The sequence below is a fragment of the Thalassobacterium maritimum genome, from assembly GCF_031127805.1.
GTDB lineage: Bacteria > Verrucomicrobiota > Verrucomicrobiia > Opitutales > Coraliomargaritaceae > Thalassobacterium > Thalassobacterium maritimum.
On the sequence record NZ_JARXHW010000124.1, the window covers coordinates 1 to 1687 of the forward strand.

2 protein-coding genes are annotated in these 1687 nt (G+C 52.1%); both read left to right on the forward strand.

Going from position 1 to position 1687, the window contains the following annotated elements; genetic code table 11:
• Positions 1-161: 161 nt before the first annotated feature.
• Complete coding sequence (locus QEH52_RS19480) at positions 162-1235, forward strand: IS110 family RNA-guided transposase (protein WP_308952628.1); 1074 nt, start codon at positions 162-164, stop codon at positions 1233-1235.
• Positions 1236-1501: 266 nt separating this feature from the next.
• The coding region (locus QEH52_RS19485; protein WP_308952629.1) for a hypothetical protein at positions 1502-1687 on the forward strand (186 nt) is incomplete at its 3' end.

Genomic DNA, 1687 nt, shown 5'->3' on the forward strand with positions numbered 1-1687 from the left:
TCTGCGCAATCTGTGGTTTAAAACAAACCGATCCAAGGAAAGATAAAGCACTTGCCCAGAGCAGCCTCATTGGGCACGCTCGAATCCATATCCAGTAGGCATGAGAAGGCGTAGCGAGTAAGCTTCAAAAGTGGAGCTGAATCGCATAGAACTACGCCACTATGAATACAGCAAAAAACACCCACACCATCGGCATCGACCTCGGCGACAAGAGCCACGAAACTTGCACTCTAAACGCAGAGGGCGAGATTATCGAACGAACAACACTGCTCAACAACCAGCCCGAGCTGATCCGTTTCAGCAAAGCCAACCGAGGCGCCACCCTCATCATGGAAGCCGGTTGCCATTCACCATGGATTAGCCGTCTATTTAACCAGCGCGGCCACAAGGTAGTCGTCGCCAATCCACGCAAGGTCCGGGCGATCTACCAGACCGACAACAAAAACGACGAACGTGACGCGCTGCTGCTGGCTCGTATCGGACGTTTTGACCGCAACCTACTCTACGGCATCGAACACAAGAGCGAAGCGCACCAACGAGCGCTGAAGATCATTGAAGCACGCGATGCCCTGGTGAGCGCACGTGTCAAACTGGTCAACCATGTGCGCGGCTCTCTCAAAAGCCTTGGCATCTTCCTCCCATCCGGTTGCAGCACGGAGGCCTTCGCCCGTAAGGCCACGGAGCATCTTGAAGCCGCGGATTACGCACTCGTCGCACCGGTCATCGAAAGCATCGGCCATCTGAGTGAACTCATTAAAGCCGAAGACAAGCACATCGACACCATGATCGCCGAGGACTACTCTGTGGCTCAGAAGCTATTGACGATCCCCGGAGTCGGCCCAATCACAGCACTATCCTTTGTCTTAATTATCGGCTCGCCAGACCGCTTTGCGACAGCACGGGATGTCGGCCCGTTTCTTGGACTCGTCCCTGGGCGTGATCAATCCGGCGACGTCGATAAACCCATGCGCATCACCAAAGCCGGCAACCGCATGATGCGACGATTGCTCGTCAACTGTGCTCAATACACGCTCGGACACTTTGGGCCACCCAGCGCACTCAAGGAAGCTGGAGAGCGCAAAGCGAACAGCGGAGCAAAGATAGCGAAGAAGAAAGCCGTCGTCATGACGGCCCGCAAATTAGCCGTGATGATGCTCGCACTCTGGAAAGATCCGAACTCCAAATACGAACCCTTCCCAACCAAGAGCAGCCAGCAACAAGCAATCGCCGCATAAGATGAATTTTGAGACCATTCCCATGTCCCGTCCGGATGACTGCGGAGTAGCGTCAGCTTCAAGCCAAACCATGGCCATTACAATGAAAGCGATATCCAGTTAGCAGCTCCGAGACAGGACGCCCACAAGCACCGAGCCTGGTAAGCTCACAAAAAAGAGTGCGTATGGAAGTCTGACATAGGGAATCCGTCTCGACATCCTCTCAAACATACATCATCAAAGAGTAACAAAATTGAAATTTTCAAATTAAATATTAACCCCTTCTCATGGAAGACGCTGCTGGACAATCCCATTTACGCCCAAAAATATTCGATAACCACCTAACTTTTGAGCTCGAAGGCTGGGATGCCAGAGCCACGTTCAGTAATCGAATGAAAAGAAATCGTCAGCGCTGCTATTTAACAGCAATCATATGCATGGTGGTGCTGTCCTTAACCCAACTTTTTCTAAAT